This window comes from Paenibacillus jilunlii, assembly GCF_900102965.1.
Classification (GTDB): Bacteria; Bacillota; Bacilli; order Paenibacillales; family Paenibacillaceae; genus Paenibacillus_AQ; species Paenibacillus_AQ jilunlii.
Map to the genome: position 1 here is coordinate 26,937 of NZ_FNGM01000023.1, position 13,929 is coordinate 40,865.

Annotated in this window: 13 protein-coding genes and 1 pseudogene; 5 read left to right on the forward strand and 9 right to left on the reverse strand. The window is 51.8% G+C overall.

The genetic code is table 11. The annotated features are described in order from the left end of the window. Positions 1-158 precede the first annotated feature (158 nt). Positions 159-995, reverse strand: a complete 837-nt coding sequence (locus BLQ82_RS27135) for a methyl-accepting chemotaxis protein (protein ID WP_062519618.1) — start codon at positions 993-995, stop codon at positions 159-161. A gap of 239 nt (positions 996-1,234) precedes the next feature. Here BLQ82_RS27135 and BLQ82_RS27140 point away from each other — a divergent pair, with 239 nt between their 5' ends. Beyond that, positions 1,235-3,292, forward strand: a complete 2,058-nt coding sequence (locus tag BLQ82_RS27140) for a methyl-accepting chemotaxis protein (RefSeq protein ID WP_062519620.1) — start codon at positions 1,235-1,237, stop codon at positions 3,290-3,292. A 64-nt stretch (positions 3,293-3,356) separates the two neighbouring features. On the opposite strand, the gene BLQ82_RS27145 is transcribed toward BLQ82_RS27140, so the two are convergent. From BLQ82_RS27145 to BLQ82_RS27155, 3 genes are all read right to left on the reverse strand, one after another. Then, the gene (locus tag BLQ82_RS27145; RefSeq protein ID WP_062519622.1) at positions 3,357-4,319 is read right to left on the reverse strand and encodes a DUF4367 domain-containing protein; all 963 of its coding nucleotides are present in this window, start codon (positions 4,317-4,319) and stop codon (positions 3,357-3,359) included. Next, a complete protein-coding gene (locus BLQ82_RS27150) occupies positions 4,316-4,906 on the reverse strand; it encodes a sigma-70 family RNA polymerase sigma factor (protein ID WP_062519624.1) in 591 nt (196 codons plus the stop codon). The genes BLQ82_RS27145 and BLQ82_RS27150 overlap by 4 nt, the downstream gene beginning before the upstream one ends. Before the next feature lie 263 nt (positions 4,907-5,169). Further along, positions 5,170-6,372: an MFS transporter gene (locus BLQ82_RS27155; RefSeq protein WP_244281026.1), complete on the reverse strand. Its 1,203-nt coding sequence runs from the start codon at positions 6,370-6,372 to the stop codon at positions 5,170-5,172. Positions 6,373-6,641: 269 nt separating this feature from the next. On the opposite strand from BLQ82_RS27155, the gene BLQ82_RS27160 reads away from it, so the two are divergent. After that, entirely contained in the window at positions 6,642-7,217 is a 576-nt protein-coding gene (locus BLQ82_RS27160) for a TetR/AcrR family transcriptional regulator (protein WP_062519626.1), read from the forward strand. Here the strand turns inward: BLQ82_RS27160 and BLQ82_RS27165 are convergent. Next, positions 7,191-7,370, reverse strand: coding sequence for an aspartyl-phosphate phosphatase Spo0E family protein (locus tag BLQ82_RS27165; protein ID WP_062519630.1), 180 nt, complete (start codon positions 7,368-7,370; stop codon positions 7,191-7,193). The two genes, BLQ82_RS27160 and BLQ82_RS27165, sit on opposite strands and share 27 nt — an antisense overlap. 223 nt (positions 7,371-7,593) lie before the next feature. Next, positions 7,594-8,109, reverse strand: a pseudogene (locus BLQ82_RS27170) (O-methyltransferase). On the opposite strand from BLQ82_RS27170, the gene BLQ82_RS27175 reads away from it, so the two are divergent. The 3 genes from BLQ82_RS27175 to BLQ82_RS27185 all read left to right on the forward strand — a co-directional run bounded on the left by BLQ82_RS27175 (position 8,091) and on the right by BLQ82_RS27185 (position 10,506). Beyond that, positions 8,091-8,426 carry a LysR family transcriptional regulator substrate-binding protein gene (locus tag BLQ82_RS27175; RefSeq protein ID WP_074648694.1) on the forward strand — a complete coding sequence of 112 codons (336 nt, stop codon included), beginning with the start codon at positions 8,091-8,093 and terminating at the stop codon, positions 8,424-8,426. The pseudogene BLQ82_RS27170 and the gene BLQ82_RS27175 sit on opposite strands and share 19 nt — an antisense overlap. A gap of 162 nt (positions 8,427-8,588) precedes the next feature. Further along, complete coding sequence (locus BLQ82_RS27180) at positions 8,589-9,719, forward strand: stalk domain-containing protein (RefSeq protein WP_062519637.1); 1,131 nt, start codon at positions 8,589-8,591, stop codon at positions 9,717-9,719. Positions 9,720-9,726: 7 nt separating this feature from the next. Then, a complete protein-coding gene (locus tag BLQ82_RS27185; RefSeq protein ID WP_082722524.1) occupies positions 9,727-10,506 on the forward strand; it encodes a TatD family hydrolase in 780 nt (259 codons plus the stop codon). A gap of 61 nt (positions 10,507-10,567) precedes the next feature. Here BLQ82_RS27185 and BLQ82_RS27190 read toward each other — a convergent pair whose 3' ends face one another. From BLQ82_RS27190 to BLQ82_RS27200, 3 genes are all read right to left on the reverse strand, one after another. Beyond that, positions 10,568-11,848 (reverse strand): B12-binding domain-containing radical SAM protein, encoded by a 1,281-nt coding sequence (locus BLQ82_RS27190; protein ID WP_062519653.1) that lies wholly within the window; start codon positions 11,846-11,848, stop codon positions 10,568-10,570. A gap of 32 nt (positions 11,849-11,880) precedes the next feature. Further along, a complete protein-coding gene (locus BLQ82_RS27195) occupies positions 11,881-12,465 on the reverse strand; it encodes a histidine phosphatase family protein (RefSeq protein WP_062519655.1) in 585 nt (194 codons plus the stop codon). A gap of 156 nt (positions 12,466-12,621) precedes the next feature. Next, a complete protein-coding gene (locus BLQ82_RS27200; protein ID WP_062519660.1) occupies positions 12,622-13,896 on the reverse strand; it encodes an MFS transporter in 1,275 nt (424 codons plus the stop codon). Between the last annotated feature and the right edge of the window lie 33 nt (positions 13,897-13,929).

Here is a 13,929-nt window from a genome sequence, read left to right on the forward strand (position 1 = left end):
GGCATGACAAGCAGGATGGATAATGGCAGCCAGCCGGACAGCAGCCCAAAAAGCCCGCGCAGAGCGCAGGCTTGCTGAGGTAAATGGGGGGTAAGCGGTCACCATGACCCGTCGGACGGCGATAACTCAGGGTGCAGCAGGACCGCTCTGCTCTCTCTTCATATCAACCGCGCGATCTTCTCAATCTCCACGGCGGAGGCCGACATCTGCTGCATCGAGGCGGTAATCTCCTCTGTCGCCGCGGCCTGACGTTCACTCTGGGCCAGACAATCCATCAGCGTTGCTTCCATCTGGTTAATGTTCTGTTTGATCGTCTGCAGAATGCCGGCGATGTCCTTCGCGGACGAGGCGCTGGATACGGACATCTTCCGGATTTCCTGTGCAACGATGCCGAAGCCGCGCCCGTGCTCCGCAGCATGGGCAGCTTCAATCGCCGCGTTAAGCCCCAGCAGGTTGGAATTATCTGCCACCTTGCGGATGAACTCCAGAATCTCATCCGTCTGCTGCAGCTCCTCAACCACTTTCTGCCCCAGCAGCTTCAGCTCACCTACGGTGTTCGCCAGATCAGAGGCGGTTTCCGCGATCTCTTCCGAGGTCGAGCTGATTTGTTCAGAGGTCACTGCCAGAGCATTCGCCGCATCGCTGAGCGTTTCCTGGTTGCTGAGGCTGATTCCTATGGTAAAAACACCAGCTACCGCTCCGTTCTGATCCTTTATCGGCATAGAGGTGGATTTGAACGGCCAGCCGTAGATTTCCTTCGGAATATTGGCACTCACGTCCTCACCCGTATCCAATGCCATGCGGATTCCCCCGCTTGGCGGAACCGGCGTCCCCTCTTGAATGCGGATATCCAGCTCTGTTCCCGGCAGATAGTAGATGAATTTTTCCGAATCCGCCAATGCGAACATTACATCCAGCGGAAATAGACGCTGCACCAGCGGCAGTGATATTTTCAGAGACTCCAGTAGTTGTCCAAGCTCAGTTTCATTGTTCATGACCGCAACAGCTCCCACGAAAACATTTTTGATCATTATAGCATAGGAGAAAATATCTCTATATTAGATATCTTACCCTCAATAGCACAAGCCTGGTTTTATTCAGCAACAGCAACCGTTTTTTTCGCCAAGGCAGCAGGTCAAATGTAATATTTTATCATTTAATTAAAGCAAATTTGCAGCCGATATATTAACGTAACCATGTGAGTAACTTATACAAAGCAGAGGAGAATAACAACATGTGGAAAGCAAACAAAGTATCCAATAAAATAAGCAACATCTCTCTGAAGGTTAAGCTTCCTATTCTATTAAGCTTACTTGTGGCTGTAGTTCTCATGGCAACTTCAGTGACGGTCTATTTGTTTTCTTCGGACCTGCTGCTCCGCAAGAGCAAGGATGAAATTAATGCGAATAGTGACCGTATAGGCGAGGGACTATGGACTGCGATGCAGCTTGAGGAGCAAATCTCTTATGTCATTTCCGTGCATAATACCTTCAAAGAGCTACTGGAGCTTAGAGAACAAGGAACTCTATCGGATCAAGCGTTCTTTTCCTCAGAGAATCCCGTTTTCAGTAAAGCGAACACCATCCTTCAGGATAGTCTGCAGGGAGGGAATGACTCCTTGCTTGTATTGGATTCGCAGGGGACTATCGTTGCAGGAACCAATAAAGAGAGTTTGGGGCAATCCCGGGCCGACCGGGAATATTTTAGAGAAGCCTTTAAAGGAAAATCGTTTATCAGCGACGCCATTGTATCCAAATCAAACAACAAACTGCTGCTGGTGTTCTCGCAACCGGTCAAATCTGCCGGCGGCAAAGTTCTGGGCGTCCTGGCCATGACAGTAGCCAGCGACTTCTTCCTCGACAAACTGGGCAACATTCAAATTAACGGCAAAGGTAAAATTGAGGTTCTAAGCCGGGGCGGGATTGTATTGTACAATTCCTCCGACCCGACACGCATTGGGCTGGACATTGGTGATGAACCGGGGATCAAACCTTTACTGGCTACCCGGGCAACGGATGAGCTGGATATCCAGACGGCCGAACTGGCCACCGAGTATCTGAGAATCAATAAAATTCCCAAGGCCGACCTTACCATATCCGTTATTGATTCCTACGACGATATTGAACGCCCCATTCAGGATATGTTAATGAAGATTTTGATTGTAACCGTCATTGCCCTGCTGGTTGCCATTGGTTTCGGACTGTTGCTGTCCCGTTCCATTACCAAACCTGTGGTTACGCTGACCTCACGGTTCAAAACATTGGCTAAGGGAGATTTGACGGTAACCGCAGATGGCAGCTATAAAAGTGAGTTCAAGGATCTGGCGGACAGCTTTAATATCATGGTCCAGCAAAATAAAGCGCTCATCACCAATATGAACGATTCGATTACCATTCTTAAGACAAGCACGCATGAGCTGGAGGAGACTTCCAAACAGGCCGCCCGTTCTGTTAATGAAACCTCAGTGACCTCAATGGGAATAGCCCAGGCGATGGAGCTTCAATCCAATGATACTGAGCAAATCGTCAATAAGTTCTACGGGTTCAGTGAGAAATTTGCCGGAATGAATGATAATGCGCAAGCGGTCAGACAAAGAGCAGAAGAAATCACCCAAGTCTTCCATACGAGCAGTCAAGTCGTCGAAGGATTGATTGAGATCAGCAGCAAAAATGAACAGGAAGTCCAAAAAATCTCAGCCATCACCGTTAAACTTCAAGACAGCTCCAACAGCATCAGCAATATTACGGGGGCAATTAATCAGATTGCCGCCCAGACCAATCTGCTTGCGCTTAATGCATCGATTGAAGCTGCAAGAGCCGGGGAACATGGAAGAGGTTTTGCCGTAGTAGCTTCCGAGATTCGCAAGCTCGCCGAGCAAAGCTCAAAGCAATCGAACGAAATTTATGAGATTATTCAGCAAAACCTGGCGTTTGTCGCCGAAAATAATGATAGCGTAATGGAGATTAATCATATTACCGAAGAGCAGGATCAGCTCGTAGGACAAACCCAAAATGCCTTCCAGACCATTCTGGATAAAATCACAGACATCACCGTGCAAATCCAATCGATGGCCGATGAAATTTCCCATATGCAAAAGGATAAGGACGAGGTTCTCGATTCAGCTCAAAGCCTGTCGGCTACCGGAGAAGAGGTCTCCGCATCAGTAGAGGAAGTTACCGCTACTATGATGGAGCAATCCTCCGCCGTTGATCAGCTGGCTGAGATGGTGGGAACCATTGATCAGCTCTCGAAAAATCTGGCCGAAGCAGCCTCTAAGTTTCGGGTAGAGTAAAAAAGATAAAAAGCAGCGGTTCTCCAAAATGGAGGATCGCTGCTTTTTTTCGGCTAATTTCTGGTCAACGGATCGACTCAGCGATCTTCAACACCTCGGACCGCTCCAGACCGCGGGTGTTCATAGCATACAACACGCCGTCCGCTTCCCAATGCAGGCTTCTGTCATCCATCATGACAGCATCGGCGCCGTTCACCTGCACTTTTTCCATCTTCCCGCTGGTTGACATTTCGTAGGCTGTTTCCTCGTCAGAATAGCGAAACTGCATGGAGAGCTTCTGGCCAATTTTTTCACTGGTGAATATCAGGTCGAGGTATTTGCCGTTCACACCTTGTTCCCCTTTGCTGAATTCCCCATGGTCAAAAGCAACCCCTTCAGGTAGATACTTCGGCAGCTTTACAGTAAAAAGTGCGTATCGATCCAGTTCCGCCGGGTCCTTCACGATCTGCCGGTTCGCCGCCGCTTCCTTGTCGCGCTGCTCCTGCTCGCTCTTCGTAATCAGCTTATCGCCATCAAAATTAACGATCTGCTCTCCTTCAGCGTTATAGACTTCACCCAGCTTCTTGGTATAATCTTCGATCTTATTTCCGTTTTTATCATAGAGCTTGCCCTTCCACGCCTCAGGAAACGGCGGAGCCTGGTCAGGGTCCATCTGGCTGGCAATAATGTTGCCGAGATTAATCTTGTTCAACGCTCTGTCCAGCAGCTCCTGGGCAAAGGATGGCTTAACGATGCTTATACTTAGCACCCCTGCAACTAATAGGGAAACGAGGATTATGACTGGGCGTCTCAATTTAGCGTTCATTTTCATTATTTTTTCCTCCTGCTGGTTATAGGTCTTGTTCCTCACTCTGCCGAGAACAGCCTGCTTATGGGAGGCTTCGCTGAAATCCTGTCCGGCCATAACTCTGCTCAGCTCCAGCAGCTCCAGGTACTCCGGGGAACCTTTCCACTGGGCGGGCTCCAGATGATGCAGACCTGCGTCAACATCCCTGGAAAACTTTTGCACTGTCTTTTTAGTTTTCACAGCTGGTCCACGCTCCCTATTTCAGATTTCAATTTTCTCATGCAGCGGTATAGAATGACGCCGACGTTGCTTTCAGTCATTCCGGTGAGGCTGGCAATTTCCTTGTTCTTCAGATCAGCGCCGAATTTCAGCGCCACGATATTCCGCTCTTTGGCTGACAGTGTATCCAGCGCAAGATTTAGCCTTCCGCTGCGTTCTCCCTCCAGCATGTGCTCCTCCGGGGCTTGTCTGCTTGACACCAGTTCCCGGATGGCATCCAGAGAAAACAGACGGTTCCGCTTCCGGCTTCTGTAATAATCATTCACTACATTTCTGGCGATGGCGAACAGCCATACCTCAAACGGTGCTTTTTCCGGGGAGTAGCTATGCAGCTTGGACCATGTCTTTTCGAAGACCTGGCTGGTCAAATCCTCCGCTGTATAGCGGCAGCTGACACGGTAAGCAATATAATTGAATATTCTTGAATAATAGGTTTCAAAAACCGTTGTGAACAGCTTGTCTGTATCCACTGAATTTGGTTCTGAATCCTCTTTTGCTTGTTTAATTCTCCCTTGCTTAAAAGATTGTAACAATGCGCGCTCTTGCATCCTTCAAGCTCTCCTTTCCTGCAACATCCACCGGGCCAAGTGTTGTACACCAGCTAATACGCCAGGATCAGCATTTCATTACAAGCAGGAATAAAAAGTCCAAATCTTCCTTATCCCCTCTAGTATCATGGATTGTTTCTCTGCTGTATGCGGATTATGTTGCACCTTCTGCTGCTTGGTATTTTCATATAAAAAGGAAAGACTGCTCTCCAGCGCTGGTTGATCCAGCCCAGAGAGCAGTCTTTTTAACAAGGTCCTGCCGCTTACGCTTGTTTTTTCTCCGTTAAATAGTACAAGAAGGCCAATACCGGCAGAGCCAGCCCGATCAGAGAAGTCAATCCCCAGCCGCCATACGCATATGCCCAGCCTCCGAGAGAGGAGCCAATAGCTCCGCCTATGAAGAAAATGGCCATAAACAATCCGTTCAAACGTCCTCTTGCTTCGTTGCCAAGGGAATAGATCGCCCGCTGCCCAAGCACCAGGTTCCCCGAAACCCCCATATCCAGAATAATTGCCCCCACTACCAGCAGCCCCAGCGTTACTTTGGAATCACCCTGGAACAGGTAAGCGATTAAAAAGGCTGCTGCCGCCAGCACAAACGCAAGCCCCGTCAGGGGTCTGGTCCAACCCCGGTCCGCTAATCTTCCGGCAATAGGAGCAGCAACCGCACCGGCGACACCGGCCAATGCGAACAGGGCAATTCCCTGCTGACTCAGATGATAGGTATCGGCCAGCCGCAAAGAAACGGTCGTCCAGAACAAGCTGAAGGTCCCAAACAGACTAGCCTGATACAAGGCCCGGCGGCGCAGCACCGGTGTGCTCTTCAGCAGCGTTCCCAGCGAACGGATCAATCCGCCGTAGTTCATGGTTGGGACAGGCTGACGTTTAGGAAGGACACGGGATAACAGAATCGTCAATAGCGCGATCACCACCGCAGAGATGGCAAAGATCGCATGCCAGCCCCAGAGGCCGGAGACAAAGCTGGCCAGCGGGCGGGCGAACATAATTCCCAGCAGCAATCCGCTCATAACATTGCCTACGACCCGGCCGCGGTGTTCTTCAGCGGCCAGATAGGAAGCATACGGCACCAGAATTTGCGCGGCTACCGAACCGAGGCCAATAAACAAGGAGGCAACCAGAAACAACGGCGCATTGGGAGCAAGCGTAGCCGCTACCAGTGCAGCGACCACAACTGCCAGCGAGGTCACTGTCAAACGGCGGTTTTCAATAATATCGCTAAGCGGCACCACGAACAGCAGTCCAATAACATAACCGATCTGGGTTAGCGTCACAATCAGCCCTGCAGCTCCAGAGGAAAGATGAGTAGCTGCGCTGATCGGTCCAACCAGCGTCTGAGCATAATACAGATTGGCGACAATAAGTCCGCAGGAGGCTGCCAGCAGAAAAGTGATCCAGCCAGGGACTGCATTACTTACTGTGCTTTCTTGCGCATGTTTCACGTTCATTCCCCGACTTGCCTGGTTTACCTGGTTCATGTGAATTCCACCCTTCATTTAAATACTAAACGTACAGTTCATTAATTCATGTCCTTATGATATACTGAACGTACAGTTTTGTAAATAGGCAATTCGAAATTTATTTATAAAGTCTGTATTTTACAACTTATCCTTCGTCAGGCTGGCTAACTCCATGTATGCTTTTGTATAATGAACGTATAGTTTCTCAGAGCGAACCGGAATATGGCAGGGGTATATGCGATCAGGAGGTTATAATAATGGATAAAAAAAGAGGACGGCCGCGCAATAATGAGGCAGAGGCTGCCATTCTTGCCGCATCCTATGATTTGCTGCTGGAGACGGGATTTGGGGCCGTGACGGTAGAGAAGATTGCGGAACGGGCGAAAGTCAGCAAAGCGACAATCTATAAATGGTGGCCCAATAAAGCGGCCGTGGTCATTGACGGGTATCTGTCGGCCGCTTCTGCCCGGCTTCCTGTACCGGATACGGGTTCCGTTAAAGAGGATATTAGAATCCATGCTACAAACCTGGCAGCTTTTCTGTACAGCCGTGAAGGAAAGGTCATTACGGAGATGATCGGAGAGGGACAATTCGATGCCGGCCTTGCCGAGGCTTACCGGACGAGATTCTTCGCGCCGCGCCGTCAGGAAGCCAGACAACTGCTGGAGCGCGGGATCATGCGCGGGGAACTGAAAAAGGATCTGGATGTAAATTGCAGTATTGATCTTATGTATGGTCCGATATTCTACCGGCTGCTGATTACAGGGGACACACTCAATGGAGAATTCGTAGAAAAGCTGTTGGCATTAGCTTTCGAAGGGATCAGTGCGTAGCGATTCTTCCTTGGTATACTCATTAATTAAGGTGTCCAGCTTCATGGACTGCCTGATCACTTTCGGATGCAGCAGCCCATAGGTTGTTTCCATCTCATTCAGCTTCTTGCGTTCTGCTTCGATGCGACGCTGAATGGCTTCAAGCTTGTTCATGAACATAACCTCCCCTAGGTAGTTTAGAAGGTTATGTTAAATTATAGGACGTTGAGAGAAATGCAGCATTGAAGGAAAAACCACCGGAATGCAAGGTTACGCCTTTCCGGTGGTTTAATGGAAGACTTCTCCCGTTCAATGAACTTGTTTCCCGCGCCGGTGAATTCGGGACAATGGCCCCGCAGATACGGACAGCTTTTGCGTCCAGTTCTGCGGGGTACTGTTATGCTGTTACCATTCCAAGCACAAATCCATCATATCCTTTGCTGCCTACGGTCTGTAGTGCAGTCGCCTCTACCCGCGGTTCGGCTGCAGCAGGTCCATAAATTGACGGATGCCCTGCACCCGGTCATCTTGACTGTCCGCCTGAACCACCGCACCGCCGCGGACAACATTGTCTGCCACTATGACCGCTCCCGGACAGGCCAGCTTCAGCGCCCACTTCAGGTAGTCGGATTATTGGGCTTGTCGGCATCGATAAAAATAAAATCAAAAGGCACAGCCCCCCGCGCTTCCAGCGCTGCCAGAGACTCCAGCGCCGGACCTTCAATCACCTCTGTTTTATCGGCTAATCCTGCCAGCCTAGATACAGCAGCTTCCCCTGATTCGGGGCAACATCAATCGCCGGCAATCCCGCACCTGCATTCGCATCCAGCACAGTATCCAGCACCGGATCGGCTGGCAGCAGCCTGCTGTTGAAATATCCGTCGACCTCGCTCCATGTGTTCATTTCTTCCATGTAGAGGACTACCGCCACGGCCGGAAAGGCAAGCTCCGCATTCCGCCACTTATCTTCCCGCAAATTCCCTGGTTCCCGGCTGGGCTGCGAGGTTCAAGGCCAGCCATCCGGAGATTGAAATGGAGATTACTACAACCAATTCCCAGCAGGCTTTTGAACAATTGAAGCGCCATGAAGCCGACGTCGCCTTCTATGGAGGGGGAGCACAGGACAGGCCGGAGGATATCGACTGGCTGGAGCTTTTTGAGGATGAGCTGTGGTTCCGGTGTCCCCTTCCCATCCCTACGCAGACCGTACGGTGTCATTACAGAAGATGATGCTGGAGCCGCAGCTTTCCGCCTGAACTGTAGTGTACGGCCTCTTTTCTTGCATAAACGTAACATTCCTGTCTTCTTATTGTTAACGGATCGTGTCCCTGGAGCGGAAGATATACAGTATAATTGAATGGATTGGAACTTTTAGACTCTGGAGGTTATTCTGTGAAAAAAATACTGACCGCTTCCGCTCTCGCCTTGCTAATCGCCGGGTGTGCGGCAGCTCCAACTATAGATTCAGTATCCGCGGCTGCACCGTTAACACTGTCGGTAGACGGCCAGTCCGTTCTGCCCAAGCTCCACCCTTTTCATTCCGAAGAGTTATTGTATGTTCCGGCCAGGGCGCTGCTGGAATATTATCCGGGTGAATTGAAATGGGACAATGCACACAAAAAACTCATCTTTACTACTAACAGCTCCCGTACGGTTCTTTCACCGGGCAGTTCAGCCATACAGGTTCAATATACGCAGACTGACGGAGCTTATGAAGACAAGCTAGAGGGGCCAGTCCTCCTCAAGGAGGGGCATGTGTATGTTTCTTCGGGGGCCGTTGACCTGCTTACCGGAGCTGTAGCCAAGCTTGCCGCTTCTGGAGGTACCGTAAATATTACATCTGGAGATGTCAGTACATCCGTACGGGTCCCTAAGGAACCCCTTGCAATTGCAGCGGGAAGCTCCGGTAAGGTCAAGCTGTATGCGGCCCGGAAGGAAGGCAGCACCTATAAAGGGTTCATACTCGAAGTGAACGGCGGGAAGCACAGCTTTAACTGGAAATCCCCCAGACTGGTGTCATACCCGCCGGAACTTCACTATGCCGATGTGGATGAAGACGGGAAGCCGGAGGCTATAGTGATCCTAAGTCTTGGTACAGGAACGGGGATTTCTCAGGAGGAGGTCCATGTGGTCAAGCCGGAAGTGTGGAAGGAGATTGCGGTACCCGCAGCGGAAAAGGCTGCCTCCGCTGCTGTGTCCTCCCAGATTTCGTTGGACAGCGGCGATGTTGTGGTCCGGCTTGAGCTTGCAGGGTCTACTCCATCGAAGGTTGCCTTAAGGCTTCCCGGCCGTGCGGGGGACGGCGGACTGGATTATTTCGGCAAGCAGGCAGGAATCGGAGCGGTTACCTATTATAAAGTAGCAAATGGCAAGCTGAAGGCTGAAACCAGCCTAAGTGTGGGAATGCTGGAGAGCATGGGGAGACTTATGCTGGACTACAAGCGGGGCGGAACAGGACTGATCCTCGACTCGATCAAGTTTGAACCCCATGACACCACTGAGCAGTATGTGGAGAAGGAGTAGTGCGGCGATGATTGACGCTCATATTCATCTGGAGCAATATCAGGATTCTGAGCAGAAGGCCATGCTGCTTGGGTTGCCTGAGCAAGATATCCAATCGCTCATTGCAGTCTCGATGAACCTCGACTCCTGTATGCGCACACAAGAAATCGCCGCCCGGTATCCGGGCCGGGTAAAACCGGCCTACGGATTTCACCCGGAGCAGCCGGCTCCAACGGAAGCTGAACTTGCGGCACTGTTGAAATGGATCAGTCAGCATGCGGGGGAGATGGCGGCTGTAGGCGAGATCGGGCTTCCCTACTATTCAAGAGCTGAGGCGCTGGCACGCGGGGAAGCTTTTGAGATGGAGCCTTACCTTTGGGTACTCGATAACCTGCTTGCTCTGGCAGCCCGCCTGAACAAACCAGTGGTGCTGCATGCGGTCTACGAGGACGCCATTACCGCCTGCAATCTGCTGGAGAAGCATGGCATTACCAGAGCGCATTTTCATTGGTTCAAAGGTCCGGAAGAAGCGGTCATGCGCATGATTGAACGCGGCTATCATATTTCCTTCACCCCGGATATTGTATATGAGCCGGAAATCCGGGAGCTGGCACGGCGCTACCCGCCGGGGCTGGTCATGGCCGAGACGGACGGGCCTTGGCCGTTCGAAGGCCCTTTTGCCGGACGTCCAACCCGCCCGGCAATGGTTCACAGCGTCGCAGCCGCCTGGGCGGAGCTGCAAGAATATTCTGCCGCCCAGGCGAAGGCGATGCTGACCGCCAATACGGTACGCTTTTATCAGCTGTAGCGGATGCCATGACCAGGTTAGACTTTCACCGATACACCAAGCCAGGCAATAAGCCTTCGTATTAGCTGCGCTTGATTGCCAGACGGTAGCCAAGGTTCATGACAAAATTATAGACCGGATGTGTTCTGGACACCCGCATCCGGCGGATGAACGAAGGCAGTGAATAGAAGCGCCGCCGGAAATCGAGATAACCCTCATACAATTGCGCGGGGGTCATGCCGAGGGGATGGAATACCACATCGGTTTTGCCGTTATAAAGGCTCCAATCCTCGTTCAGCAGACGCTGCTCCCGCTTCATCTGGGCGTACACCGGTGTCCGGGGCAAGGGTGTCAGCAAGCTGACCGTCACTCCGTCAATCCCCAGTGCCTCGCAGCCCTCAAGGGTCTGCCGGAAGGAATCCGGCGTATCCTCATCGAACCCGAACACAATGCCGGCCTGGATCATGATGTTATGCCGGTGCAGCTTGCCGATAATGTCCTGGTAGGCACCCACCCGGTTCATTCCTTTGTTCACACCCCGGAGTGCTGCTGGCGAGAAGGATTCCAGGCCTACGAACAGGTACAGGCAGCCTGCGGCACTGGCTTTGGCCAGCAGTTCATCGTTGTTGCAGTCAGCCAGGGTCACCTGTGCCGCCCATTTTTTGCGCAGCGGCCGCAGCTGCTCCATCACCTCTATGGCATGGGCTTTGTCTGCAAAAAAGTTGTCGTCCCAAAACACAAAAAAACGCGATTTCATCAGGGAAATCTCATGAATCACTTCACCGACCGGACGGGTACGGAACCGGTTGTGGTAAATTTGCTTCAAGTTACAATAAGAACAGTTGTAGGGGCACCCGCGGGTGGAGAATACGGCACCCTTCATCAGCGAGTTTCTATGCAGGAGATCCCATCTGGGCAACGGCAGGTTCGTCAGCTCAGGAATGGCTTCCGAACGGTACTCGGATTGATATTTTCCCAGATAAAAATCCTCCAGCAGCTGCGGCCATGTGGCCTCTGCTTCTCCAATGACGATGATGTCGCAGTGCTCCGACACCTCCTCCGGCAGCAGTGTGGCATGAGGACCGCCCATCACAACCTTGGCTCCATCCGCCTGAAATCTCTCCGCCATCCTGTAGCAATGCCCGCTGTTCGGCGTATTTACTGTGATCGCTACCAGATCGAACTTTTGGTTATAAGGGATCTGCTGCTGATATTCGTCCACAAGCGTAATTTTGTATTTTGCTTCATCTATGAAACCAGCCAAATAAGGCATCGTAATCTGCACAAAATTGTTGAACTGCTTTCTCCGGAAGCGATTGATCTTCTGATTCTCCGGCTGGATCAGCAGTATGCTTTTTCTCATAGCCCACCTGCCTGCTCTTAATGATGTAAGCATCAGTCACTAAGCGGCATTCTTTGCACGTGACTAAGCAGTCCATCCTTCATTTCCATATGGTAAATATCCGGTTTGTTCAGCTGCAGCAAAAAATCCAGCCCGTATTCCTCAGCAAATTCATTCATCATCAGCGTCATGACCATCCCGTGGGTGCCGATCACGATCCTCTCGTCCGGATGATTCCGCAGAATCTCCTTCAACGCCTTAACAGCCCGCTCTTTGCAGGCCCGGTTCGACTCCCCGCCGTCTTCCAGCACAAAATCCGGCTCCGCGAACATTTGCTCCAGAAAAGGATACAGCTCCGGGTCCTGCAGCGTACGGTCGTCTTCCGTCCAGCATTTTTCTTTTAAATCCTCGACCTTATGGATCTCTTGGCCCAACACCCCGGCCAGTCCCGCAATCGTATCTACTGCCCGGGTATACGGACTGCTGTATAGGGCATCTATGCCTTCACCCAGCAGCCGCTGCGTTACTCTCTGCGCATCCTTTTTACCCTGAGCTGACAGGATACGCGATCTTTCATTGCCTGATGTTTTGAGCGAATCTCCATGCCGCACCATGTAAATATAAGTAGTCGTTGTCATTTCAACCTCCTGAAAAATACAAAAAAACAATCCCATTTACATATTCGCCCGGCTGGGCCCGTCTCCTCCATGTAAAAAGGAAAAAAGCCCCTGAGGGCTTAGGAAGCTTCATCCGAACACTTCAGACATGCACCTGTAGATTCGGGATTCGGTGAACTAACTGTGCTCCACCATGGGCTGCACACTTTCCCGCTTAGCTTCAGGCCAGAGCACCCGGCCAAAAAGCACTCCGACGAGCCCAAGAAGCACTTGAATCATGCCAAAATTCATGAAGATCCGGCCGGGTCCGGCTACCTCAACCAGCCAGCCTCCCAGAAGAGGCGCTGTAATCATCACCAGACCGAGAATGCTGCTCTGGATGCCGAAGATGCGGCCGGTCATGTGGGGCGGGGTTTCTTTTTGCAGGCAATAATTGAAGGTTACGAAAAAGGTTCCATTCCCCAGCCCCAGTATCCATCCGAACAAAAGCACCCAAATCACAGAAGCCCCCGGTTGAAGCAGGCCGAGCCCTCCGACGGACCCGCCTATCAGCACATAGCCCATTCCGAGCCGAAGTCCATAGCGGGTTCCGGGTTTCAACTTGCCCAGAAGCAGAATAACAGATACGGCTCCGGCACCGGATGCGGCAACCATCCAGCCCAGCAGCGATTCATTCAACGGTGATATCACGCGAAACAGGCTGGTGAACTGAAAATCAATGATCTGGATTGCCAGCGCCCCCGTAAGTCCAAAGAGCATCGTATGCAGCAGCAGTCTGCTGCGCAGCATAAAGCCCCAGCCCTCCGCCCACATCGTGCGCAGTGGAACCCGTCCTTCCTGCACCTCCACCGCCGGGTGTTCATCCCCGGTATGGATGTTTTTTACGGAGAGCAGCAGCAGATAAGAGCCTACCCGGAATATGGCGTTCAGCAGGATGCACCACTGCGGACTGAGCAGCGTAAGTGCTACACCACCCAGCAGGGGACCGGCGATTTTGGAGCCCTGGTTGACGATCCCGTTCAGCGAGGTGGCCTGAAGCAGCTGATCCTCTCTGACAATGCTGCGGGTCATGGACTGCTGGGCCGGAACATTCAGCGTGGAGAGCGCCGAGCGCAGCGCCAGCAGCGGCAGCAGCCACACCATATTGGGTGCGAACAGCACCAGTACGGTCAGGATCGCAGTAAGCAGATCACAAGTGCGCATCAGCTTCAGCTTGTTCAGCCGGTCGGCGGCCACTCCGGCCACGGAGCCGAGCAGAACGCTTGGCAGCGCGACCGCTACCGGAATCAGCGCCAGCATCAGCGGACTGGCATGCCAGCGGTAGCCCACCAGGACCTGAATCGCCAGCGAATCGAACCAATCCCCGAAGGCTGCTGTGGCGTAGGCACTGTACACGCGCATATAAACTTTGTTGTGCAGCAGGCTTTTCCCCTGCTTAATAGAAGCTTCCATCTGTCATTCCTCCAGCTTGCATTTAGAATCATA

Coding starts and splice junctions, on each gene's coding strand:
- BLQ82_RS27135 (WP_062519618.1), bottom strand. CDS start 995: ATGAACAATGAAACTGAGCTTGGACAACTACTGGAGTCTCTGAAAATA.
- BLQ82_RS27140 (WP_062519620.1), top strand. CDS start 1,235: ATGTGGAAAGCAAACAAAGTATCCAATAAAATAAGCAACATCTCTCTG.
- BLQ82_RS27150 (WP_062519624.1), bottom strand. CDS start 4,906: ATGCAAGAGCGCGCATTGTTACAATCTTTTAAGCAAGGGAGAATTAAA.
- BLQ82_RS27155 (WP_244281026.1), bottom strand. CDS start 6,372: ATGAACGTGAAACATGCGCAAGAAAGCACAGTAAGTAATGCAGTCCCT.
- BLQ82_RS27160 (WP_062519626.1), top strand. CDS start 6,642: ATGGATAAAAAAAGAGGACGGCCGCGCAATAATGAGGCAGAGGCTGCC.
- BLQ82_RS27165 (WP_062519630.1), bottom strand. CDS start 7,370: ATGAACAAGCTTGAAGCCATTCAGCGTCGCATCGAAGCAGAACGCAAG.
- BLQ82_RS27175 (WP_074648694.1), top strand. CDS start 8,091: ATGTGTTCATTTCTTCCATGTAGAGGACTACCGCCACGGCCGGAAAGG.
- BLQ82_RS27185 (WP_082722524.1), top strand. CDS start 9,727: ATGATTGACGCTCATATTCATCTGGAGCAATATCAGGATTCTGAGCAG.
- BLQ82_RS27190 (WP_062519653.1), bottom strand. CDS start 11,848: ATGAGAAAAAGCATACTGCTGATCCAGCCGGAGAATCAGAAGATCAAT.
- BLQ82_RS27195 (WP_062519655.1), bottom strand. CDS start 12,465: ATGACAACGACTACTTATATTTACATGGTGCGGCATGGAGATTCGCTC.
- BLQ82_RS27200 (WP_062519660.1), bottom strand. CDS start 13,896: ATGGAAGCTTCTATTAAGCAGGGGAAAAGCCTGCTGCACAACAAAGTT.